This window comes from candidate division TA06 bacterium B3_TA06 (assembly GCA_005223075.1).
Classification (GTDB): Bacteria; Hydrothermota; Tepidihabitantia; order B3-TA06; family B3-TA06; genus B3-TA06.
The window spans coordinates 78,335-102,049 of record NJBO01000008.1; the positions used below are offsets into that span (position 1 = coordinate 78,335).

15 protein-coding genes are annotated in these 23,715 nt (G+C 54.4%); 14 read left to right on the forward strand and 1 reads right to left on the reverse strand.

The genetic code is table 11. From position 1 onward, the window contains the following. Window position 1: 1 nt before the first annotated feature. Window positions 2-1,567 carry a hypothetical protein gene (locus CEE36_06370; GenBank protein TKJ42887.1) on the reverse strand — a complete coding sequence of 522 codons (1,566 nt, stop codon included), beginning with the start codon at window positions 1,565-1,567 and terminating at the stop codon, window positions 2-4. A 227-nt stretch (window positions 1,568-1,794) separates the two neighbouring features. Here CEE36_06370 and CEE36_06375 point away from each other — a divergent pair, with 227 nt between their 5' ends. The 14 genes from CEE36_06375 to CEE36_06440 all read left to right on the forward strand — a co-directional run. Further along, a complete protein-coding gene (locus CEE36_06375; GenBank protein ID TKJ42888.1) occupies window positions 1,795-2,358 on the forward strand; it encodes a hypothetical protein in 564 nt (187 codons plus the stop codon). 27 nt (window positions 2,359-2,385) lie between these two features. Continuing rightward, complete coding sequence (locus CEE36_06380) at window positions 2,386-4,029, forward strand: hypothetical protein (protein ID TKJ42889.1); 1,644 nt, start codon at window positions 2,386-2,388, stop codon at window positions 4,027-4,029. Between the two features lie 72 nt (window positions 4,030-4,101). Next, complete coding sequence (locus CEE36_06385; GenBank protein ID TKJ42890.1) at window positions 4,102-6,801, forward strand: hypothetical protein; 2,700 nt, start codon at window positions 4,102-4,104, stop codon at window positions 6,799-6,801. Further along, a complete protein-coding gene (locus CEE36_06390) occupies window positions 6,798-9,938 on the forward strand; it encodes a hypothetical protein (protein ID TKJ42891.1) in 3,141 nt (1,046 codons plus the stop codon). The genes CEE36_06385 and CEE36_06390 overlap by 4 nt, the downstream gene beginning before the upstream one ends. Next, window positions 9,931-10,875 (forward strand): GTPase Era, encoded by a 945-nt coding sequence (locus CEE36_06395; protein ID TKJ42892.1) that lies wholly within the window; start codon window positions 9,931-9,933, stop codon window positions 10,873-10,875. The genes CEE36_06390 and CEE36_06395 overlap by 8 nt, the downstream gene beginning before the upstream one ends. A gap of 67 nt (window positions 10,876-10,942) precedes the next feature. Continuing rightward, window positions 10,943-11,680, forward strand: a complete 738-nt coding sequence (locus tag CEE36_06400) for a hypothetical protein (protein ID TKJ42893.1) — start codon at window positions 10,943-10,945, stop codon at window positions 11,678-11,680. Between the two features lie 644 nt (window positions 11,681-12,324). Next, window positions 12,325-13,743 carry a 2-isopropylmalate synthase gene (locus tag CEE36_06405; protein ID TKJ42894.1) on the forward strand — a complete coding sequence of 473 codons (1,419 nt, stop codon included), beginning with the start codon at window positions 12,325-12,327 and terminating at the stop codon, window positions 13,741-13,743. Between the two features lie 3 nt (window positions 13,744-13,746). Then, window positions 13,747-15,000 carry a 3-isopropylmalate dehydratase large subunit gene (locus CEE36_06410; protein TKJ42895.1) on the forward strand — a complete coding sequence of 418 codons (1,254 nt, stop codon included), beginning with the start codon at window positions 13,747-13,749 and terminating at the stop codon, window positions 14,998-15,000. Between the two features lie 196 nt (window positions 15,001-15,196). Next, the gene (locus CEE36_06415; GenBank protein ID TKJ42905.1) at window positions 15,197-15,688 is read left to right on the forward strand and encodes a 3-isopropylmalate dehydratase; all 492 of its coding nucleotides are present in this window, start codon (window positions 15,197-15,199) and stop codon (window positions 15,686-15,688) included. A 7-nt stretch (window positions 15,689-15,695) separates the two neighbouring features. Continuing rightward, a complete protein-coding gene (locus CEE36_06420) occupies window positions 15,696-16,979 on the forward strand; it encodes an isocitrate dehydrogenase (NADP(+)) (protein TKJ42896.1) in 1,284 nt (427 codons plus the stop codon). An 8-nt stretch (window positions 16,980-16,987) separates the two neighbouring features. Beyond that, window positions 16,988-17,734 carry a hypothetical protein gene (locus tag CEE36_06425; protein TKJ42897.1) on the forward strand — a complete coding sequence of 249 codons (747 nt, stop codon included), beginning with the start codon at window positions 16,988-16,990 and terminating at the stop codon, window positions 17,732-17,734. Between the two features lie 244 nt (window positions 17,735-17,978). Beyond that, the gene (locus tag CEE36_06430) at window positions 17,979-19,985 is read left to right on the forward strand and encodes a hypothetical protein (protein ID TKJ42898.1); all 2,007 of its coding nucleotides are present in this window, start codon (window positions 17,979-17,981) and stop codon (window positions 19,983-19,985) included. A 73-nt stretch (window positions 19,986-20,058) separates the two neighbouring features. Beyond that, complete coding sequence (locus CEE36_06435) at window positions 20,059-21,717, forward strand: hypothetical protein (protein ID TKJ42899.1); 1,659 nt, start codon at window positions 20,059-20,061, stop codon at window positions 21,715-21,717. A gap of 455 nt (window positions 21,718-22,172) precedes the next feature. Beyond that, window positions 22,173-23,715, forward strand: a 1,543-nt coding sequence (locus CEE36_06440) for a hypothetical protein (protein TKJ42900.1), incomplete at its 3' end; no start/stop codon positions are given.

The following is a 23,715-nucleotide window of genomic DNA, read 5'->3' on the forward strand; positions in this document are numbered from 1 at the left end:
TCTAAGATGGTTGAAAAGGTGGGATTTTAAAAACCTCCGGATCCAAGTTTTGCGGGCTTCGTTCGGAAGAGGAGAGAGATTCAGCGGTGCATATGGGCAGAGCTATCTTCCACACCTTCAAGCTCCTGGTCTTACCCTTGACCTTTACCGGCTCCATTGGGATGAAGTCGAAGTGATCCTTGACTTCCCGGTATACACTATCGGATACCACAATCTCGCCGCCTTTGGCCACGGTCTGCAGACGGGCTGCGGTGTTAACGCTGTCTCCTATCACCGTATACTCCAGCCGCTGGGTGGAGCCGATATTGCCCACAACCGCCTCGCCGTAGTTTATTCCTATACCTACGTGAATGTCCTGTTGCCCTTCAGCGATCCTTTCGGCGTTCATCTCCTCGATCCTTCGTTGTATCTCCACTCCTGATTTAACCGCCTTGTATACGTCGTCGTCGTGCTCGACCGGAGCGCCGAACACGGCCATGATGCAGTCGCCCATGAACTTGTCTATGGTGCCCTCGTTGGCAAAGATGATGGTTGTCATCTCGGTCAAATAGAAGTTAAGGAACGCAACCACCTCTTCAGGCGGCAGCTGTTCGGAGATGGGCGTAAATCCTCTTATGTCACCAAAGAAGGCTGTTATCCGCTTTTTCGTTCCCTTCAAGGACTTGGCGAATACATCAGGGTCCTTAAGGATCTCCTCAGCCACCTGGTGGGAGACGTAGCGTTTGAACGCATCCTCGATCAGTACCTTATCCTTCAGGTCTTTGGCCATAACGTTGAAGGCAGAGGTAAGATCGCCTATCTCATCATTGGTGGATTTACGGATACGGTAGTCGAAGTTCCCTCTGGCTATCTCTGCGACACCTTTGACCAATGCCCTAAGAGGGCGGATGAGTAAGGTGCCCAATCCGAACGCACTCAGGATACCTACGAGGACACCTATAACCGTTATGCCGCCAACCACCATCTGAATCCTGCGTGAGGTCTCCTGAAGCCTTGTAAGATCAATTCCTACGTGGAACTCGCCGATCTTTTTCTCTCCGCCGACCATCACAGGAGCGGCGACCTCGTAGATCTTGGTCCACGGCGGTTCGGTTTGTGTCAGAGCCAGGCTGGTGGATGCCTCACGATATATCTCTCTGATCCAGTCGGGGAGGGTTACCAGTTGAGCTTCATACTCTTTACCGGGCGGGATAGAGATGGTGCTGGAGATCTTCTTTTGCCAGAGGGACTTTACCATCGCAATGGAGTCTTCTTGTGGGTTGATCTTAAGCAGAATGGTGGGTGAGACAGCGCTAATGCCCTCCTCGTCAAGTATATAGGCATAGGCGCTGCCTGTGTGCTTTAATGCGTTGTGGGTGAGGGTGGCGAGCTCAAGGTGGTCGCGGTCCAAAAGGGGATCTTCGGCGGAATAAGCCACGTTGCGTGCAAGGATGATGCCGCGAAGCTTGATCTCCTCGAGGAACGAGTTGCGCACCAGCCGGATGATTGCAAAACCGGTGCCACCCATCAGGAGGAACACGAGGACGACCAGAAGCCCGGAGATCTTGAAGCGGATGCTCGTTCTCACGGGTGAATAATACTCACCCTAACGCCTGAGTCAAGTTATGCGCTGAGCGTTGTAACGATACCGCCGCCGGTTTCAGAATACTTATCGATACTATTTAGTTTGATTATGTCTAAAAACACTTGACACTGGGGTGGGGGGGTAATGAGTACAATCAGGCGGACAGCTAAATGAGGGCGAGAGATGGTTCGGGGAGAGAGAAAAACGCGCAAACCTAAAGGAGGTACGAGATGCGTACCAAAAAACTCCTGCTCATCGCTGCGGTGGCGGTGATGCTCGTTGGCGCTACCAGCGCCTACGGTTACTACGAAACCTGGGACGGGTGGTTTAACTCAGGAGAACTCGAATACTTTAACTCCCCCTTTTACTATACGAATGGTGAAGGCGTGCTTCAGGACCGCACCTATGGTTCCGTCGATTCGTTTTTCGTCAACTTTGTAACTCCTTCTACCTTCACCTGCGAGAGTGGCGAATACGAGGGCTACTACATCATGCTTTGGCCGGATGCCAGCGGCTCGAAACCTACAGGTCAAAGCGGCCATAAGGAAGTCCATGAAGGCGCCACCTGGTCAGGTAAAGCGGTTCTCTTTATACCCAACCCCCCATACCTCCCACAGACTGTTGAGTTCACCCTCGAAGGCACCTGGGATACAGAGTTCTATAACGACTACTTCAACTATGTCCCTCACACGCCCACCTATAGCGCACACTGGTATTTTGGCAGTAGTGATCCTCCAGGCTTTACAGGAGGAGACGGCGGCAGTGAAGGCGAGCGGATAGTCTACATGCCGTAAGGAATCCAAACCCTTGGAGGAGGGGGCTTGCCCCCTCCTCTTTTTGGTCTTGACATTGCCGGAGAACCGCTTATACTGAGACAAAAGGAGGCAGTAATGCTTAATATAAGTCTTTTGGCTTTAACCCTGTGGGGCGATGTTCTGGTGCAACCCTTTCGCATTGCCGAGGCCGAGCCTGGCCACCATCAGGGGTGCGTACGCGCGGCAATGGCTCCTGACGGGCATTTTGCCGTAGCATGGGTAGACAGCCTGCAGCCTCATGGGGCCTCGCTCGAGCTTGACCTGTATATACGTTTCTTTGACCGGGACGGCAACCCTTTAACCGATGCCTACAAGATAACCAAGATGGCGGATACCAACCGGATATACTGGCCCTGCCTTGAGATGGACACCGCAGGCAACGTGGTACTTGTGTGTGAGGAAGAAGATAGGGCCAGGTTTGACGACCTGGACAACCATTACATTCGTTTTCAGCGTTTTGCACCTGACGGCAGCCCTGTTGGCTCTGCCCAGACCCTGGTGCCGCAGAGGGAGATACATGGCTCTAGGCCGATTGGTTTGAGCCTTGCAAACAGCGACGAGTTTGCGATAGCCTGGTGTGCGCCAAGCACGTTGGGATATGGCGCATGGGTTCAGCGCTTCAACAGGGAGGGCTATCCCAAGGACAAGGCCTTTCTGGCCCACGATGATTTTGGCACTTCTGTCTACTTCAAGCACCCCCAGGTGGCACTGAAGAACGATGCCGGCGACCTGGCGGTAACCTGGTATGAGTTTGACTCAACTTATCCCAGGTTTCAGGTGTTTGATGCCGCGGATGAGTCCATCCTGCCCTGGGAGCCGATGGGGCATCTGGTGAATGAGGATAAATCTGGTGGCAGCCGCGTTGAGGCTTACTGGCTGGATAACGACCGCTTTGTGTTCTTCTGGATTGATTATGTCTGGCCCTGGCATATAGCTGGACGTGTGTTTGCGGATAGGGGTCTGACGCGCTACCCCATACGCAGGCTGGTGCACGATTCACTGGCACTCACCTGGCCTGACCCTGTAGGGCGGTTTGCGGTTGCCGTATCATCTGACGAGCGCTTTGCGGAGACGCACACCAGAAGTTACACTGACCGTCCTGATACATCTGATCCGTCCAAGCTACGTTGGTGGGATCATGGGGTAGGGATACTGGGATATATACAAGACAACGAACCGATACGCCGGACCAACCTGTTTGAGTACACCCCGCCCTGGGGAGCAGATACCATCAATAGCATTATCAACAACTGGCCTCACGTTCAATTCCCTGCGGTTGGGGTGTGCGATGACCGCATCGTTTGGGTATACTCCCGCTTCAACACCGACACCATCTTCGAGGCCTTTGCAATGATCACCGACTGGGACATGGGGGTTGGGGTAGCGGAATCCTCTCCCAAAATCGTATCCCCTATCCAGCTTTCAGCCTCCCTCAACCAGTTGAGCTACAATCTCCCCGGCCAGGCTTCCCTTACCCTCTACTCCGCCGACGGGCGCAGAGTGCTTACCGAGACCATCCAGGGCAAGGGCACCTGGACGCCCTCCCCGCCCTCCTCCCAACCCTCCTCCCACCTCCCCTCCGGTGTCTACTTCGCACGGGTCAAGAACAACTCAGCCAGCGCCAGAGCCAAGGTGGTAATCCTCCACTGAGAAAGACCTGAGAAACAAAGGGGCCTTCCTTCCAAAGATTGACTTATTTCTTCTCTCGATTAAACTGAGCCGATGACCCGTAACACCAGTAACACCCGTAACACACCTCTCAGACTGCTTGCGCGGCGTCCGCTTTGTTCGCCTGGGTTCACACGTAAGTTGCTTTCAGAGCTTAAGATAGCCGAACGGTTTGCCCCTGAAGAGATCCTTTACCTTACCCCGAACAAGCGCCGGGCACGCTCGGCTCTATTTGAGATACTCTCCTTGTATCGAGGCAACGTCATGCAAACACCAACCTGTCTTACGATTCAAACACTGGCTGAGAATCTGGTGAGGGCCAACTCCCAAAAGGGCATCGTGGACGAGCGCGACCGACGGTTCATCCTGCTCAAGCTGATTCATGAATCTCGAGACCTCATGTTTCGCGAGGAGCACTTGGGGCTTCTTTCAACCCTCTACGCCGAACTCAGGCGGCACCATCCCGAGGGGTGGGCAAAGATTCCCCCACTCGCTCGCGAGGTGATCTTCGATACGGACACCGAACTCCGCCTCAAGCAGGCTGTCGAACTCCTTGCGCGTTACGATAAGTATCTGGAAGAGCAGGGGTTGATAGATCATGAGGCACTTCTTGAAGAGGCTGTGGCAGAGATTTTCTCGCTGTCTCAGAAACTCCTGATCCTCGAGGGTTACTTTGAGCCGTGGAGGGTTGAGCAAAACCTCTTTGATGCTATCCTGGATCACGTCCCTGAGGTTGTGGTCATCATTCCGGACGACCCGCTCGCCGCCAAAGGCGAGAGGTTTTTCCTTTCATATAAGCTTCCCCAGCGTCCCACTCCAGAACCGTCCCCTGCGCCCCAATCCACCTGGCATCGTTTCCCATCGCGCGAGGACGAGGTAGCCGCAATTGCCCGACGCATATGTGCCCTGGCCGAAAAGGGGGTCTATCCAGACGAGATCGTCGTTCTCTTTCCTGCACTTGAGATCTACCGACCAATCGTTGAACGGGTTTTTGCGAGATATGGACTCAATCCTCGGATTTCACTTCGACCTCGGTTAGAGAGTTTTCCCGCTATCAGAGGAGTTCTTGATCTTCTACGCGCCGCAGAGCAGGGGTTCCGCCGCCGCGACGTGGTTGGGATTTGCCTCTCACCTAACTTTAAAAAGGTTCCTGAATCCGTGCGCCGTTGGGTGGACGTGCTTTCGCGCGAGGAGGGTATAATCTCAGGCGAGAAGTCCTGGACCGACTGGTTCCTCTCCGATGTTTGCTCGAGGCTCGTGGATCATCACCAGGCAGCAAAGATCGTTGCCGAGATACGAGGCTTCATGGGTCGGTTTATCAAAGAGCTCAAACGGCTCATCAGTTCTGTATCCGTTGAGGGGCTTGTAAAGAGACTGCGCAGGGTTCTTTCCTGGCTCGGCTGGGAGGTGGACGAGGAGCTGCGCCAGGGGTTTGAAGAGATTTTGGAGAAGCTTGTTCGAATGACCGAGCTGGCTGGTGAGGCAAAGGTCAGTCCGCACTTTGCCCGCGAGACCCTGGAGATCCTTTTAAGAAAGGAGATACCGAAGCCCGAAGAAGAGGAAGAATCCAGCGCTGTTCGTGTCATGCCGCTGGTGGAGACCCGGTGGCTGGATGTTTCATACCTCTTTGTCGGCGGTCTGGTGGACGGTGAGTTTCCGCATCGTCCTTACCGCGACCTTTTGCTTCCTGAACGTCTGCGCCAGGCTTTAGGTCTGCCAACTGTGGAGGATGAGTTTGCCAACGCGGAGTTCGAGTATCGCAGGCTCATGGCCATGGCCCGCAAGAAGGTGTTTTTGTCCGCCCCATCCATGGAAGCTGATCGGCCCATGATCCCAAGTGTCTTCCTTGCCGAGCGTAAGGAGGATACACAGCCGGAAGATCTCACCATCTACTGTGAAGAGGAGCAGCAGATCCTTGAACCGGCAGATCGTGGTGAGCCGCAGGAAGGCGTTATGCTCACCGATTCAGGCTCCCTTGAACTCATAAATACCCGCTTCGGTCCCAAGCATCCCTTCAGGGTCACGCTGCTTGAGGTCTATCGCAACTGTCCCTACCGCTACTATCTTCGTGCGGTTCTTGGCCTGGGGCCTTATGAAGAGCCCACGGCCGAGCCTGAAGCAAGGCTGCTGGGCACTATCCTTCACTCCGTGCTTGAGCGTTTGTTCAAGGGCAACCCTGATCCGCAGCGTATAGATGACCGGCTCTGGGATCTTCTGATCCAGGAGCTTGACAGGCGCAGGCTCAACCCTTTTGTTCGACTGTGGATAGAGGACTGGGCAGGTGCACGCAAGGATTGGTTCCGCGACGAGGAAACGGCACGCGCCGATGCTGGCTGGCAGACTGATCCGGACTGGCTTGAGCGCAACCTCGAACTCTTCTTTGAGCAGGAGGGTTTTACCTTGAGGGGTCGGGTGGACAGGGTGGACTGGCAAGAAAGACGCGCACGGGTGCTCGATTATAAAACAGGCCAGGGGCGCTACTTCAGGCGCAAGATCAGAAAGGGAGAATCCATTCAGCTTCCCCTGTACTGCGAGATGATTCGCCGGCTGCAGGGGGCTCGGATTGATTCATTCGGCATCTACAGTTTTTATGACTCCAAGATAGAGGAGATATCGCCGCCGGACGAGTCAATCCTTGCTGCTGTGGGGTTTGCAAAGGAAGCTATCGAAGGGATACGTTACGGTCATTTCCAGGCTGAAGGAGATCAGGTGTGCAGATATTGTGAATACAACGAATTTTGCGGGGCGCGATGAATCCTCGTAAACGCCGTCCTAGACCTACTCACCTCAACGTTAAGCGCAGCCTTGTTGTGTCTTCGCCTGCCGGTTCGGGCAAGACCCAGAAGCTCGCTGAACGCTACGTAGCGCTTCTTAAGTCCGGGGTTTCACCCGAGCGTATCCTTGCCATAACATTTACCGAGAAGGCGGCCGCAGAGATGAAGGAAAGGGTTCTTGAAATCCTGCGCGAGCGTCTGCCTGCTCTTCATAGAAAGATTCAGCCCAAGCTCTCCAGGTTCCGCATCTCAACCGTCCACGCCTTTGCCCGCTCTGTATTGGAGCGGTTCGCGTTCCAGCTTGATCTGGCGCCCAACCTTGAGGTGCTTGACGCTATCGAGGCCGAGCTTATGCGCGAGGAGGTTATACGCGAGGGGCTGATTCAGTTGGGTTCGCTGGATAACGAAGCATCTTTGTGGGTGCGTCACCTTACACTTACCCTGGGCTGGAGTAAGCTGCAGCGGAACGTCCGTTCCCTGTTCCAACATATACCACAGAGTTATCTGGCGCTGGATGGAGGTGCGTGTGATCTTTCGGATCAGTATTATGACGCCTGGGGGAGCCTGAGGAGGGTTTGGGGCGAGGAGTTCTGGCAGGCATCGGGTTTTGCAGAGATTTGTGCTCCATCGAATGAACGCGAGCACCTGCGAGCGATACTTTCCCTCTTTTCCAGACTCGCTCCCCGGTTCCTTACACAGAAAGGCGCTTTAAGAAAGAGGCTACCCAGGGGCGAGCCGGAGCGTGAGGAGTTTACAAGGAGGGGAGAGGCGTTTCTTCGTTATCACGAGGTCTTCTGGCGCTGGCATGCTTCTGTTCAAACCAGGGGATTGCTTTACGTTTTTCGCCACCTGGCCGAGCGCTACGAGCGCCGCAAGCGAGCCGAGCGGGTGCTGGACTTCGGCGATCTGGAATACAAGCTCTATCATGTCCTCTATCATTCCCCAAACTGGTCGAACGTCCTTCAAAGCTTTGACGAGCAGACCGACCACATCCTTTTAGATGAGTTCCAGGATACCAACGGTCTTCAGTGGGCGATAGTTTCAAAGCTTATCGAGGAGTGGCGCTCCGGGATGGGTGCGAAGCGTGAGCTTGGCAAGATCCCGACACTCTTTCTTGTAGGGGATGTTCGGCAGTCCATCTACCTCTTCCGAGGCGCGAACGTTGAGGTTTTCAAGCGGGCGGCAAGAGAGCTACAGACATGGATGCAGGCAGGGTTTGACGAGGTGGTGATTCGCGAGAACTACCGCAGCCTTCCTTTGATAATTGATTTCGTCAACCTTCTCTTCTCAAGGTTGATGCAAGGCGGGGATCAAGACTGGCAGACCGCCTACGAGGAGTTCCGTCCCATGCGTAATCCAGGCAAGCAGGGGCACGTGGAGATCCTCTTGACCAGGGTCGGCGAAAAGCTTCGTATGGCCGAACAGAAGCAGGCGGAGGCCGAGACCGTTGCAGCGCGCATCAAGGAGATCGTGGGCACCCTGCCGGTATTCGAGAAGGACGAAAACGCAGAAGAGGTTGAGAGACCTTGCAGATACGAAGACGTAACTATCCTCTTGCGGCGACGCACCCATCTTGCCAGGTATGAGGAGGCGCTGCGCCGTCGCCGCGTTCCATTTGTGGTGGTCCAGGGCACAGGCTTTCACGCCTCCCCGGAGGTGGTGCTCTTGCGGCAGCTGGTGCGGTTCCTTGCCAATCCGGCAGAAGATACCGCTCTTTATGGCATCCTTCGTTCCCCGCTCTGCGGGCTTTCAGAGTCCCAGATACTTGAGATATCCTTCTCAGATGAAGGCGGGAGCCTCTGGGAGAAGCTTACTTTATCCTCAATCCCGGCAACCAAGAATACGGTTGAGTGGTTGAAAAGCGCGAGAGAGAAGGTGGATGTGCTGGGCTCCGCGGTTCTATTCGAACAAATCCTTCGCGGGCGAGGCCTGTGGTCTTACTTTGCCGACCGGCAGGAGGCAGAAAACATCCGCAAGTTCTTAAGGCTTCTGGAGGAGTTCGACTCCGAAGGTCTGTGCATGTTTAAGATCGCCGAGCGGCTTGAGCGCATGAGCACCCGCGCCGAGGAGCCTAAGGCCAACGTTAACACCGAGGGGATGGATGCTGTTCGAATCATGACCATCCACGCGGCCAAGGGGCTTGACTCGCGCGTGGTGTTCCTTGTCGGTATGGACGAACGCACCCGAAAGCCAGGGGCACTGGCGGTTCGGGAAGAGGCCGAGAGGGTGATCTTGACATTTACTGACTCGGCTTACAAGGAGCATCCGGAGCGTTTGTTGTGGGAGGCAAAACAGGAATCCGAACAGAAGCGGCTCTTCTACGTGGCCTGCACCCGCGCCCGCGACGCACTGTTTTGCTCCGGGGTCTGGAACGGCAAGGTATCGGGTTGGCTTAGCTATCTTGTGGAGGGTTTAGGGCTGAGGGAGGTTATGGGCAGCCTTGAGATCCCCGACGCTCCCCACGCGGTATCGCTTCAGATACGCGAGCAGGTCCCGGAAGAACTCGCCGCTTCAAAGGAACCAAAGACTGAACTTCCTGCGGTAATCCTTGAGCGAAACTGGCCGCAGCGCAAGCGCAGACTGCGCAGGGTGAGCGATGATCTGGAGATGCGCTATTACCAGGGCAAGGGATTGTGGCACTTCGGCGAGATCATCCACTCGGTGCTTGAACGTATCTCCAGCGGAATCGCTACTCCGAATCCCCAATCCATCAACCAGGCGGTGCGTTCACTGGTGCTCTCCTTTGATCTTGCGCCATCCAGGGTTGAAGAGTATCAAACCAGGGTAGCAGAGCACATCGCCGCGCTTCGTGAATCTGGTCTCTTGGAGCAGATAGTTCTTCCTCAGGCGAACAGCGCAAGTGAAGTTCCATTTGTGATTCGAGAGGATGAGGAGACCGTCACCGGCCGCATAGACCGTGTGCTCGTAAGGCCTGAAGGTCTTCATATCATAGACTACAAGTCGTTCCCCTCCGATCTGGAGAACGCTGACAGATTCGATGAGCAGCTCAGGCTTTACGCCAGGGCGGCAGAGGAGATTTTTACGAAAAAGGTTTGTCGCTGTTCCTTACTGTTTACGGCTGATGCAAAACTTAAAGAGGTAAGCTTGAATGAATAAATCCAGGGTCCCTGCTGCAGACAGCGAAGCTGGCTCCGCGGGTTCTAAATCAGCGTTTGTAGCCATCGTCGGGCCGCCCAACGTCGGAAAGTCAACCCTGCTCAACGCCTACCTGGGGATGCATCTTTCAGCGGTATCACGCAAACCGCAGACCACCTCCCGGAACGTTCTGGGCATCCTTACCGCACCCGAGGGTCAGCTGGTCTTTCTCGACACCCCTGGTCTTATCAAGCGCAAGGGAGCGGTCTACGAGTTCATGCAGAGGGAGATCTCCTCAGCTCTCAGCGATGCCGATCTGGTGCTTTTGATGGTTGAGCCGCGCTATGAGTCGGATGATGCGCTTGCATCTTTCATAAGATCGATAGATAAACCGGTGGTGCTGACCGTCAACAAGGTGGACCTTGTCAAAGACAAACTAAACCTTCTGCCGCTCATTGACCGCTACCGGAATCTGGGCTTAGATGAGGTCTACCCGATCTCAGCGCTCAAGGGTGATGGTTTGGGGGAACTTCTTGCAGGACTTTTTAAGGCAGCACCCCAGGGTGAGCTGTACTATCCTGAAGAGGGAATCACCACCTATCCGATGCGGTTCTTTGCCGCAGAGGCGATACGTGAATCGCTTTTTGAGCTTTACGGCGAGGAGATTCCGTACTCGGTGTTTGTGGAGATAGAGGAATACAAGGAACATGATGGCCGTAAGGATTTGATTCGGGCGACCCTATATGTTGAGCGTGACTCGCAGCGCCCCATCATCCTTGGGCGTGGGGGAGAGGCGATCAAAAGACTAGGCACACGCGCGCGCAAGAAGATTGAGGCGCTTTCCGGTAGAGCGGTCTATCTTGAGCTGCACGTGAAGGTTGCGAAGAACTGGCGAAAGGACCCCTCGTTCGTTCGCCGGGCCACCAAACCGCCTCAGAAGTACCTGCCGGGTACGTAAGATACTTTTATCTTTCACTTGACAAATGGACCATTCTTTATTAAAATATGGGTAAGGAGAATCTGTTATGGTTTTCAAGAAAAACCCACAGAAGTTAATTGAATCTTTGCAGAGATTCTGTTTTTTTACAGGAGAGGGGTACCCTACTCCTGACGAAATGTTAAAAGTGATCTCAAAGGCAAGAAAAGATTGCCTTGATAGCGATTCTTATGAATTAGAATACTGGCTGGGAACAGCTCTGGTTTATTATAATACTTGGTTTGTTCGTGGAGATGAGCGCAAACCGTATTTAGAAGAAGCTGTTTATCATCTTGAGCGAGCATTTGCTTTATCCGAAGGGAAAATTCCTAAGGAATACCCACCGCACGAGGTGAAAGAGTTCGGTTCACTATTCCGTAACGACATTGCTTGTGAAGTTGGACAATTATTGATTGATGAAGCGATAATAAGAGATATTGAGAAGGGAATTTCCTACCTTAGGCCCGTTTTTAAAAGTAGTTCATACTATCATCCGCTCTTATGCTCCTATGCAGAGGCATATTATAAGTTGGGAGATTATTTGAAAGCGGCTGAAGTTGCTTTAGAACTACATAAGCGCGCAGAAAAAGAATGGAGGGATAAAGCGCCCCCGGCCCCATTGGGTATAGTTGCTAAGTCGTATCGTGCACAGGCTAAGCAACACAAAAAGAATGGTGAAATAGATCAGGCAATTCATTACTTCCAGAAACTTGTGGATATGGATTTAGCGACAGATAACGATCAAAAACTCCTCAAGAAACTTCAAGAGTCCCTGGGCAAGACGTAAATGCCAACATGGAAAGAGACGCTTTCCTCAAGGCTGGTCTTCCTTGAGCTTCGGGTGAAGGTTGCGAAGAACTGGCGAAAGGACCCCTCGTTCGTTCGCCGCGCCACCAAACCGCCGCAGTCTTATCTGCCCGACCCGTAACACCCGTAACATACCTTAAGAATCCACTTGACAAAGATGTTGGTTTGAATAGCATGGGGTGTATGCCTGAGAGGAAACTTTTGTCCGAACGTCCTGGATGGAATAGGTTCGTCAATGTTGCTAAAGCCCGTAGGGGCCGACCTTCAGGTCGGCCCGCTTCATTTTCGGGCCGGTTTAATACCCGACTAGGGCACGATGAAACCGGCCCCTACGACGCTCCGATTTGAAAAGGCACAATGCTCAGTCAAAAGGGAGAGGGTGTGTGGAACAGACACTCCTGTCCAAAAAGATAATCGCGCGGACTGGAGAGTCTGCATTATCCCATATACCCTTCTCCCCTTGACAAAAGCCGCGTTCGCTGTATTCTCACCCCATGCGTTTGACTGAACCCCATCACAGTGGTTACTATGGCGATACCTCAGTTGAACGTTTTTCCCAAAGCGATCATCGTCCGTGCAAACCCAGAGCAATAATGGAAGGAGACTTACCTCAAGGAGGTTTCTATGAGTTGGATTACTGAAGAGAAGAAGAGCGTTTGGCGCGAGCCGAAGGGCAAACCGATACCGCTTGTCGATTCCGAAGAGCCTGAGCTTTTCCGGGATGCGTTTCCCTACGTGGAACCGCCCAAGGTTCGCTTCGATGGCAAGATCGTTCCACAGGATCCACCGGATGAGATCTACATCACCTGCACCACGTTCCGCGACGGTCAGCAGGCCAGACCACCATACACGGTCAAGCAGACGGTTGATCTCTACAAATTGATGCATAAGCTGGGTGGGCCAAAAGGGATCATCCGTAAGTGTGAGTTCTTCCTCTACAGCAAGAAGGACCGTGAAGCGGTAACCAAGTGCCTTGAGAGGGGATTCTCCTATCCCAAGGTCACAGGGTGGATTCGCGCCCGTCCCGAGGACTTCAAGCTCGTAAAACAGATGGGGCTTAAGGAGACCGGGATGCTTACCTCGATCTCCGACTACCACATCTACCGTAAGTTCAAGAAGACGCGCAAGCAGGCGGTCGAGGGGTTCCTGCGGGTAGTGGACTCAGCGCTTGAGGAAGGCATCGCGGTGCGCTGCCACTTTGAGGACATCACCCGTGCTGACTTCTACGGCTGCGTTGTGCCCTTCGCCCAGATGCTCATGGAGCGCTCGAGAGATGCAAAGATACCCATCACCGTTCGTATCTGCGATACGATGGGCTACGGCGTGCCCTATCCTGGGGCAGCTTTACCGCGCAGCGTGCCCAAGCTGGTCTACGGTCTGCACCACGAGGCAGGCGTGCCCAAGGAACAAATCGAATGGCACGGCCACAACGACTTCTACAAGGTGCTCATCAACGCATCCACCGCCTGGCTCTACGGCTGTATGTATGCAAACGGCACACTTCTAGGCTACGGTGAGCGCACCGGCAACACCCCTATCGAAGGGCTGGTCTTTGAGTACGCGGGTCTGCGCGGCACCCTTGACGGGATGGACACCACCGTGGTCCACGAGATCACCGACTACTACCTCCTGCAGCTAAACGAGATCATCCCCTCCAACATGCCCTTTGTAGGTGGCAGCTTCAACACCACCCGGGCCGGTATCCACGCCGACGGCCTGATCAAGAACGAGGAGATATACAATATCTTCGACACGACCAAGCTGCTCGACCGTCCGCCCGGTATCGCAATAACCGACAAGTCCGGTCTTGCCGGAATAACTTACTGGATCAGCTCGTTCCTCGGTGAGAAGATCGGCGAGGTAGACAAGAAGGATGAGCGGGTCCAGCGCGTGGCAGCCTGGGTACAGGAACAGTATGATGAAGGTCGCACCACCGCGATATCCCAGGAAGAGATGATGGAGATAGTGGCCAAGGAGTTCCCCAAGATGAAGGCCGAGGTCGATCGTCTACGCCGTACCCGCTTCTTTGTGCCAGAGCCCTAGCCTATGGGCCAGACCCTGAGCGAAAAGATAATCTCTGAGCACTGCGGCAGACAAGTCAAGCCGGGCGATCTGGTGATTGCCGACGTGGACGCCGCTATGGTTCAGGACGGCACCGGGCCTTTGTCGGTCAAGGAGCTTGAGAAGGCAGGCCTGGTGCAGGCCGTGCATCCTGAGCGCACGGTTCTTTTCCTCGATCACGCCTCACCAAGCCCGCGCTCCGAGCTTTCCAACGCCCACAACATCCTGCGCTCCTTCGCGGCCAGGACAGGTGTTATAGTCTCCGAGATCGGCGAAGGGGTTTGTCACCAGCGGATGGTGGAGGAGTTCGCGCGTCCGGGCGATCTCCTGGTGGGTGCCGACTCCCACACCGTGACCTCAGGTGCCCTTGGTGCCTTTGCCACAGGCATGGGCTCCTCAGACGTGGGCTTTGCCATCGCCCTGGGCAAGGTGTGGCTTCGCGTTCCAGAGACCTTCAAGATAGAACTCACCGGTTTCTTCAAGCCCGGAGTCTTTGCCAAGGATCTGATGCTTTCGGTGATTGGACACATCGGTGCGGACGGCGCGACCTACAAGGCGATGGAGTTTCTTGGCCCTGTGGCACATACGCTTCCCATGCACGAGCGGTTCGTTCTATCCAACATGGCGGTTGAGGCCGGAGCCAAGGCAGGACTCTTTGCCGCCGATAACGTTACCAAGGCTTATCTTGAGGATGCAGGACGCGGCGAGGATTTCACGGCCCTTGCCCCTGATGATGACGCGGTCTATGAGAAGACCTTCAGCTTCGACCTGGGAGAAATCGAACCTACCGTGAGCTTTCCCCATACGGTGGACAACACCCGCAAGGTAGGCGAGGCCAGGGGAATCAAGATAGACCAGGCGTTCATCGGAACCTGCAGCAATGGCCGGCTGGAGGACCTCAGGATCGCGGCAGAAATAGTCAAAGGCAAGAAGGTTGCATCCGGGGTGCGCTTCCTTATAGTACCTGCATCACGCAAGGTCTACTTGGAGGCGATGCGCGAAGGTCTCATGGAGACGTTCATTGAGGCCGGTGGAGTCATTCAGCCGCCGGGCTGCGGGCCGTGCGTGGGTATCCACCAGGGAGTTCTCGGCGACGGCGAGGTCTGTATCTCGGCCCAGAACCGCAACTTCAAGGGAAGGATGGGCAACCCGGAAGGCTCCATCTACCTCGCCTCTCCTGCCACTGTTGCCGCTTCTGCGCTCACCGGCAAGATTACCGATCCGCGAGAGTTTTTGTGATGCTCCTTTTGTCTTTCAGACAAAAGATCGCAGTTACCCTCACCCCCGTCACCTCTCCCAGAGGGAGAAGGAAGATGTGGTTTTCCTCTCTCTTCGGGAGAGGAATTAGAGGTGAGGGAGATTAGACAAGGTGCTTAAATTCCTTGTCTACCTTAGTAGTTATTGTGAGTGACTGAAAGGAGGTTATGTGACACTATTGAAGGGAAAGGTATTCAAGTTCGGTGACGACATCTCCACCGACCACATCACGCCTGGTCGTTACTTTCACCTGCGCGGCGACATGGCCAAGCTGGCAGAGCACACCCTTGAGGATGCCGATCCCAGTTTTGCCAAGAAGGTGCAGCCCGGCGACTTCGTGGTAGGAGGTCGCAACTTTGGACTTGGGTCCTCGCGTGAGCATGCCCCGCGGGTGATAAAGGAGTGCAAGGTCTCGGCTGTTCTTGCCCGCTCATTCGCACGCATCTTCTACCGCAACTCAATCAACGTGGGGCTGCCTGTGCTTGAATGTGATACCGACGGGATCGATGCAGGCGACGAGCTCGAGGGCAACCTGGCCCAGGGTGTGATTCGCAATCTAACCAAGGGAGAAGAGATCAACTTTACACCCATCCCTGAGTTCATGCGCGGTCTTCTGGCTGACGGCGGTCTGGCCGCGCACATCAAAAAACACGGCGGTTTCAAACTGTGAGGATGCAATGAATCCAGAAAAGATTACCGTCAAGGACGGCGAGCTCCAGATTCCGGATAACCCAATAATCCCATTTATCGAGGGCGATGGCATTGGCCCTGACATCACCTCTGCCTCGATGCATGTGTGGAACGCGGCGGTCGAGCGGGTCTACGGCGGCAAGTGCCGCATCGAGTGGAAAGAAATTTACGCAGGTGAGAAGGCGTTTGAGAAGATCGGTTCGTATCTTCCGGACAAGACAGTGGACGCGATACGCGAGCACATCGTGGCCATCAAGGGTCCGCTTACCACCCCGGTGGGCGGTGGGTTCCGTAGCCTTAACGTTAGTCTGCGCCAGATACTCGATCTCTACGCGTGTGTGCGGCCGGTCTCCTGGATCAAGGGGGTGCCCTCGCCCGTACGTCATCCTGAGAAGCTTGACGTAGTTATCTTCCGCGAGAACACCGAGGATGTCTATGCCGGCATCGAATGGGTGCAGGGTTCGGAAGAGGCGGCAAAGATCATCAACTTCATCAAGGATGAGATGGGCAAAGAGATCAGGCCCGACTCAGGCATAGGCATAAAGCCGATCTCGGTGACCGGCACCAAGCGGCTGGTGCGCAAGGCGATCCGGCATGCGATTGATAACAACCGCAGCAGCGTCACCATCGTGCATAAAGGCAACATCATGAAGTACACCGAGGGTGCGTTCAAGATATGGGGCTATGAGCTGGCGCTTGAGGAGTTCCGGGATCAGGTTATCACCGAGGTCGAGCTCTGGGATCAGGTGATGGCCGATGACGGTGTAACGCCCGTCACCAAGGAGGGGGCGTATGCCTCTCTGCGAGGTGGAAAGCCGGCAGGGGACCCGAACGGACGTATCGTGATCAAGGACCGCATCGCGGACCAGACCTTCCAGCAGGTGCTCCTGCGGCCCGACGAGTACGACGTTATGGCCATGCCTAACCTGAACGGGGACTACCTTTCGGATGCGTGCGCGGCACAGGTGGGCGGACTGGGGCTGGCGCCGGGCGCGAATATCGGTGACTACACAGCGCTCTTCGAGGCAACACACGGCACCGCACCCAAGTACCGCGGCATGGACAAGGTCAATCCAGGCTCGCTTTTGCTGTCCGGTGTGATGATGCTTGAGTACCTCGGCTGGAAGGAGGCGGCGCAGGCGATCCGCGCAGCGTTGGAACGAACCATCCTCGAACGCACCGTTACCTACGATCTCGCCCGTCAGCTCGAGGGTGTGCAGCCTGTCAAGACCAGCGAGTTTGCAAAGGCCATCGTGGCCAACCTTCCGTGAGGCGTATTATGAGATGTTCAGACTGCGGCAAGGAGTTAGCGGAGGATTTCCGCTACTGCCCGTACTGCGGCAGCATCCTGGGAGAGGCGGACGGAGAACACTTTCGCAGACAGGGGCACCGACTGCGCGTGCAGGGCAAGGTAAAGAAAGCACTCGAAGCCTACAAGAAGGCGGCGGAGCTGTTGCCTGACGATGCCTATCTCTTCAGGTGTCTTGGTGATCTCTATTACCTCACCGGCGAACCGGAAGAGGCTATCCAATCCTACGGTCATTCCCTCTCTTTGGAAGAAACCTCAAGCGACACATGGTATCACCTCGGTGTTGCCTACTACCGCAGCGGATACGTAAAGCAGGCGATTGAGGCACTGGAACGCTGCCTTGAGATCGATCCTGACTTCGCTATGGCCTATTACCGGTTAGGTATAGCCTTCTATCATCGGGGGAGTATACCTCGGGCTAAGGAGTGCTACGAAAAGCTTCTTGCCATACATCCGGAGTCGAAGATAGCTCACTACCATCTGGGGATCGTTTGCAACGCGTTGGGTGAGTATGAGTGTGCCCTCAAAAACTTCGAGGTGATCGAGAAGCGCAACCCGAAGGACGCAGCGCTCATGTATCACATGGGTTACGCCTACTTCCACCTGCACGATGTTACAAAGGCGGTGGTCAAACTGCGTCGCGCGCTTGAGCTGAACCCCCAGCATCGCGCCGCCCAGCTTCTCCTTGACTCTTATATGGACAGCAAACTGCCCTGACCAGCTCAATAAACGCCACGCCTTTACCCAAGCGACCACTGGATTCTACACAGTTAAGCATGGATATTCTTATTTGGTTAAAGTTTAACAAACGGAAAAAATCAATTACTCTACGAGGGTTTGACAACGTCTTAAATCTTCGTATATTTGAGTGGTGTCTGCCGGAAGCAAAAAGGTTAGTAATTCTGGTGGACTAATCAGATTAACCTTAATGCCGCGCAGCGGCATAAAGAGAGGAGGAGCGATGAAAAACCGCATCGTGCTGCTGCTTGCGCTCGTGGGAGCACTTGCAGCCCAAAACTGGAGCGTCAGGCTTATCCCTGCGCCGTCTACCCAGTTCTTCATCGAACAACTATGGAGCTGTGCCATCACCAACACCGAAGAGGAACCTGTTGACGTCAGGCTCTACGGATGGATCACGCACGAGGGAACCGAGATCGCGCACGCGCGAAGCAACGTGATCACTATCCCGCCAGGCGGCAAACGGATCGCCTCGGCAGACATCAGAAGCATCCAAGACGAATGGTACGACCCTGCCTATGAGGAAGTGGTGGCTCGGCGTGGTGCCTTACCCGCAGGTGTCTATACATACTGCATACGGGTGGAGGACGAAAGCGGGGCGGTCCTGGCAGAGGACTGCCGTGAGCATCGAGGCATCACCCCATCACCACCCAAGCTCCTTGCTCCGCCGAACGGTTCAAATATAACCGAGCCCCAGCCCACCTTCGTCTGGACACCACCTGTGCCACCGACTGAGGGCGTGACCTACCGGTTGCGGATCGTTGAGATCCCCGAGGAGATGACACCGGATGAGGCCATCAGTGCCGCTGAGCCCTGGTTCGAAGAGAAGGGTATCACGAACACATCCTTGCAATACCCGATGGATGCACGTCCCTTGGAAGAAGACAGCGAATACGCATGGCAGGTTACCGCCTGGGTTGGCGAGTTCCTGGTTGGTGCAAGCCAGACCTGGCTCTTTGGCTTAAAGGTCGAAATCCCAAGACTTGACTCCTGCCAGTGTTACTACGATAAGGAGACGGATGTTATGTGGCACGGCATAGGTCATGGAGGGAGGATGGGGGTCCGCAAAGACTCCTGCACCTATGTCGTTACCGTAGATGGAGTTATGTATCATACCGACGGTAAAACCTGGACGACAGTAGAGATGAAAAAAGAGGACAAGTGTAAGCTGTTCGTGGCTAAAAACGGCCTGTTCCACTTCAACGGCCAGAAGTGGGAAGCTCAGCAAAACTATTACAAGTGCAACTATGTGTTGGCCGAGAACGGTATGTTCCACTTCAACGGGACGAGTTGGGTACAGGTTAAAGACTCAACTTGCACCTACGTCCACACCGTCGCCTCCACCGGCCAGGGAAGGACCCGAATCATGTACCATTTCAACGGCCAAAAGTGGGAACAGGTGGCAGGCAGGAAGTGCCAGCTCTTCGTGGCTATAAACGGCCTTTACCACTTCGATGGCACCAGATGGGTAGCTCAGAGGTTCAGGAGATGCAACGCGGTTTTGGCTGAGAACGGCATGTTCCACTTCAACGGGACAACCTGGGTGCAGGTCAAAGACTCCACCTGTACCTATGTTCACACCGTTGCCTCCACCGGTCATGGAACGAAACCAATCATGTACCACTACAACGGCGAAAAATGGGAGCAGGTAGCAGTTGAGGAGTGCCAGATCTACGCGGCTGTGAATGGGATGTTTCACTTCACCGGCAGAGGATGGAGCCAGATAAAGCCTAAGAAATGCAACGCGGTGTTAGCTGAGAACGGTATGTTCCACTTCAACGGAACAACCTGGGTGCAGGTCAAAGACTCCACCTGTACCTACGTCTACACCGTTGCCTCCACCGACATGGGAGAGACCCCCATCATGTACCACTACGACGGCCGCAGATGGAGAAGGATAAGAGCCGAGAGGTGCCAGCTTTTCCGGGCAGTAAACGGGATGTTCCACTTTACCGGCAGAGGATGGAACCAGATAAAGTTCAAGAAATGCAACTACGTATTAGCCGAGAACGGGATGTTCCACTACAACGGAGAGATCTGGGATAAGGTTAAAGACTCGACCTGCACCCACGTTTACACGGTTGGTTCTACCCGTAAGGGGAAGCAACCCATCGTCTACCACTATGATGGTAAAGAATGGAAAGAGGTGCCACGGATCAGAGGCACGACGATCGAGGCCGTAAACGGTGTCTACCACTACGACGGCCGCAGATGGAAAAGAATAGAATAAGTAATTGAGATTGCAGAACTTGCGCTGGGGCGGCGCTTTCAAGCGCCGCCCAAAGATCTCCACAGGAGGTTTTATGAAAAGGTTAGTTCTCCTCTTAGGAGGAGTTTTAACAGTCGGTTTTGCCGCTCGGCTATCCTTCTCGGGATCAGCATCGGCCCAGACCGAATACACCATCCGCCAGGGTGCAGAGCTTGACCGTGAGCCTTTTGCGTGGACGCTTAGACTTAGTCCCACACTAACTCTCTGGAAAGTGCCGCTGAGCTTCGGATTTATGCTTTCTTCCTACGACGTGGTGGATTACCGCCAGCCGTTCAACCGGTTCGGGCTTTCCGCGGCCTCTTTTGGATTCCAGGGACTTAAGTTCAGCGCTCCCTGGCTGGGGATTGAGATCCTTGACGCGCGGCCGTCATACAGCTCATTAACCCTTTCCGGCATCAATGTTCGCGGTGCAGCGATTGATCTAAAACCGGGCTGGTTCCGGCTCTCGGCTGCAGCAGGACAAGTCCAGCGCGGGGTGACAGGCTCTGATTCCACAGACGTAGCCTACCGCCGCTGGCTGGCCGCGGGCAGGTTAGGCGTCGGCAAGGAGGAGAAGAGCCATCTGCATCTGCACTTCCTAAGAGCCTGGGATGATTCCGCTTCCATTCCTCCCTATCTCGGCATCGTGACCGACGGCGGTCAGACCGATACGGTCGAACTCGAATACCCTATTGAGAACTCGGTTGCTTCGCTGGAGGGTGAGCTTTCCCTGATTGACGGCAAACTCTCCTTCGACGGCGAACTGGCCGGATCGGCCTATAACCGCGACATGCGGACTGCCGAAGTCGAAACGGATCTACTCAGTTGGCTGCCATCGGTAATCTTCCAGCCGCGCCTGACCAGTCAGGCAGATTGGGCGGCTAAGACGGGAACCGAGCTTTCACTTGGCAATACCCAGGTCGGTTTTAACTTCGAGCAGATAGGCTGGGGCTTTGAGTCTGTAGGAATCTCCTTTGTAAACCAGGATACCCGCACCTGGAGCGCTTCCTTCTCGCATATGTTTGCCAAGCCCTTCCCGATCAGCTTTGATCTTTCCAGTGAGCTTGAGCGCGACAACCTTGACGGCATGAAGTCCGTTATTACCCGCACCCAGGGTGGGACGGTAAACTTCGGTCTCTATCCACAAAAGTCTCCCAACTTGACTGTTGGTTATTCTCCTTTTCTCCGCAAGGCTCCAGAGGATACGGCAACGCTGGTTGAGGAGGTGGATGATATCACCCACTCGGCCTGGGCTTCCTCTAGCTTCAGCTTCAGTATCGGCGAGCGCTCCCAGAGCCTGAACCTTGCATTCTCCCTCTCTCTCCTTGACGACCAGATCAATCCCGATCGTGAATTCCTCAACTGGAGTACCACCTTCAGTGGCCGTCACCAGATCATCGAGATTCTTTCCGCCCACTGGAGTGGGGGGGCAAGCAGCAACCAGGGCGCAGATACCGTTACCATCTACAACGCCGGTTTAGGCTCAACCCTCTCCTTGTGGCAGAACCGTTGGCGTACTTCCCTTGACGGATTCTCCAACATCACCGCCGGCTCGCCTGAGAACAAGTTTACCCTGCGTCTGCAGAGCGGGGTAGAGGTGTTCAAGAACTTCAATATTGATCTCACCGGTCAGTTTATTACTTATCATGGTGAGACTAACCCTGAGGACTACACCGAGTTGCTTGGCCGGGTAGGGGTAAGCTACCTGTGGTAAACTAAAAGTTGATTGACGCAAGACCGCCCCTTCATTTCCTCTCGACCTCCACCTCGGGTGGGATAATGGTATGTGGAACAGACATGTGTGTCCCCGTCGGGTACTTCTGTCTGTTCTAAAAGATAACGGCGCAGACAAGAATGTCTGCGCTACATTCTTTCTCCCAACCCTAGCCAGTCTTCCCTCTTTAACTCCATCAACAGCCTGCCTTGGGCAACGCTTTGTGTGCACGAGGCGTCTGAATAATAGCATGTAGTGCGAACCTCAGCGTGCCCCTTTCGGGTATCAGGTTTGCTTTTTTTGTAAGTCTAAAGGAGATCCCCTCCTTTTCAAATACCTCCCTCACTCTCTTCCCCTGGTAACGATCTCTTGGCGCACAGACCATGGGGGCTTGACAATTCCTTCTACGCTTGTATTCTTATCAGAATAAGCTGACATCAAGCCTTGGAGGAACGATGAAGAACTTTGCCATAATTGCAGGGGTGCTGGGAATGGCCTTAAGCGCTCAAGCACAGTACGGGATAGCCCCGGGATCAATTGCTAGGGAGCAAGCGGAACCTTCTCCTACACAGACCTATCTCCATGTTCTTCCCGCAGAGGAGGACACCTTTGCAACCTACATCTACACCTTCGGGGATATTGTTATCTTCTCCTATGAGGATTCAGCGCGGGCAGAGATTGCTGACCAATCAGGTAATGTCATCTGGTCAGGGAATTTGAATGCCGATGAGTATGCGTTTAGACGAACCGGGGAAGGTATATATCAGGTTCGTTGCAACAAGGAGTTCTCGGTTCTCATTGGTGATCCTTTAAGTCAGATTGTTCAAGGTTGGTACGCGGTGGATCAGCACTCGAGGCCGCTTTCGAACAAGTTTCTCACGGTGATGCAAGGCTCGTGGGTTTCTGCCGCTCATGCCGGCCGTGAGCGGTTTTGTGTGTTCGCCTACCATGACAATACCGATGTGACCGTTAAGAATCTGGTTGACGGAACGGTCATCTGGACTGGAACCCTGGATAGCCTGCAACGTTGGGAGAAGAGGAGGTCTGTGCAAGCAGGTCTTCCCGTTTCGGTGGAGGCTACCAAGGAGGTATCGGTACTTTCCTACGGCGATTGCGGTTACTACGCCCCAGCGTTCAACGGAACATTCACCGGTCGTGACTTTATTACCTTCTGCGGCGACCTGGGTGGTACCGATATGCAGCCCTGGCCGCAAGCCCTTAAGGTGATCCCGTGGGAGGATAATACCAACGTAGTTGTGACTGATCTTGATAATCCCGCAGACACTTTGTGGAAATTCTTCGTTGCCAAAAAGGGGGATATCCAATCGAGGAACTACGTCGGCCGTTTCCTGAAGGTTCATGCGGACAGGGATATATCCTGTGCCCTTGTTCCGGGACGACCCTCAGGGTATTATTATCTCGTTCGCTCGATTGATCGCAACGGCTTAGGGATGGGAACCGAGTTCTATATTTCCACTCTCGGTGCTTGGAGTCCCGATTCTACCGTGGACGGTAAGATCGACCTCTTTGCCTTTTACGATGATACCGAGGTTAAGATCTTCGAGATGCCGGACGAGAGAGATCCTGTCTGGAGCGGAACCCTTGATAAAGGTGGGCATCAACGTTTAATGACGGATTGGGCCACCTACAAAGTTGAGGCTACACGTGGTGTAGCCGTTATAGAGAGCGCTGGTGATAGGGCAGGTGCCGACTTCCTGCCGTTGTGGTTTGCGATTCACCCTGACGTTGCCGCCTACCCGAATCAGTTTAAGGATACCGAGTGTCTGGTTCCCACCAGCCAAACAGATGCCAGCGCCTACGAGGTCTACGTCGAGAACAACGGCAACATATGGGACGTTATCAACATCTTCACAGAGAACAGCGATTCTTTAAACTTCAGCACCTCCCTTTCCGACGAGTTGATATCGGAAGAGCGTCGTCTAGCGACAGAGTCTAGATCTCGTTTGTCTCCGTATCATTCCTTCAATAACGACATTT